Here is a 1,639-nt window from a genome sequence, read left to right as displayed (position 1 = left end):
CCCTACGTAAAAGGTACTATTGAGAACCCGGTATATTATTTTAGGAACGTAACCCAAAAAAAAATCTATGAGCTCGACCTGTTGTTACTAACACAAGGCTGGAGCAAATATGACTGGAATGTGATTACTTCCCAATCGCCCGAACAAAAATATACTTTTGAAAGAGGGCTCCTTTTAAAAGGAGGAATCAATACTTCTATAGGCTCTAAAAGTAAACTTTTGATGCATGGTACTCAAAACCATACCTCTCAGGACATAGTTCTTTCCGATACCGATAAAACATTTATGTTAAAAGATTTCTTTGCAGAAAACGGGGAAACCCTTTCTTTTTCTATCGTAGATAAAAATGGTAAGCTTATAAAACCCAATATGTATGTGAATGAAGAAATTCATAACCAAAAAGACCGAATATATAAAACCTGGGATCAAACCAATCTATATGATAATGAAATGGTGGAGAGCTATGAAAAAAAAGAGTTTACACCCCTAAATGTTTTGCCGGGTAATCTTATTGAATTGAAAGAAGTAGTAGTCACTGAAAATATAAAGAAAAAAGAGGAAAACGATGACTTTATCCCAAAAATATACCGAAACAGAATTTTAAAAGTTGATGATAACATAGCCTTCCTATATCCACTTGTATCAGATCTTATAAGAGCTGAAGGCTTTGAAGTAAGGATTTCCCCTCGTTTTGGCACTGTTCTTATCATTAATCGCATTAAACGTGCAATACCCATAGTATATATTAATGATACTCCCATACCCAGTTCTCACATATTATACAGACTTCCTACTTCAAAAATACATAGTATTTATTCTACTACCAGTATGGGGCTAGCAGAGGGTATGAAAGGGCGTGGAGGGATCATTAGAATATATACCTCTCGTGAAAACTCACCTTTTGTGCATCATAATACAAGAAACACTTTGTTCACTTATAAAGTAAATAATGGTTTTGAACAAAATAAAAGATACTATACTCCTGTTTACACAAGTTATCAAAGTCGGGTATTCAAAGAATATGGGGTAATATACTGGTTGCCCGAAGTGCTCATCAATAAAAAAGGAGAAGCCTCTTTTACCATACCCAATGTTGGTATTGAGAAGATCAAATTATTTATCGAGGGCATGGGAAATGACGGGAGCCTGTATTCTTCAATACAAACTCTCAATCTATCATCATCCGGAGGCACCAATCCCTAAAAAATACACTTTGCTATAAATTCTTTACATTCAATACACTTAACAAAGCTGTAGCCAAATGTTTTTATCTTCAAAATAAATGGGTATCAATCAGGTTCATTTATAAAAAACTGTTTTATGAAAAATTCTTGCTTTTTTAGAGAAAAAAAAGAAAATACACTAATTTTTTTTAATCAAAAGCTAAATTATTTACATTAAAACAAAATTCTCTGTTTGAATTAAAAAATATTTAACAATGTTGTAGTTACTTATGCCGTATTTTTATCCTATGAAAAAAATTGCTATTACACTTTTTTTTACTTTCATTACGTGCCTTGGAGTATCCGGCCAACAGAACTTCGATCAGGAAAAGATCATAGAACCCTTAACTAATTTCTTTAAACTTCCCAGGGAAACTATCTTTTTGCATCTTAATAAAAGTACTTACCTTTCCGGA

At 32.8% G+C, this 1,639-nt stretch carries 1 pseudogene; it reads left to right on the top strand.

The features are described 5' to 3' along the window. A pseudogene (locus WAO84_RS17115) lies at positions 1–1,203 on the top strand (hypothetical protein); the annotation flags it as partial. Positions 1,204–1,639: the final 436 nt, after the last annotated feature.

It is taken from the genome of Ascidiimonas aurantiaca (assembly GCF_037646345.1).
Classification (GTDB): Bacteria; Bacteroidota; Bacteroidia; order Flavobacteriales; family Flavobacteriaceae; genus Ascidiimonas; species Ascidiimonas aurantiaca.
This window is presented reverse-complemented; position numbering and strand designations above follow the sequence as displayed.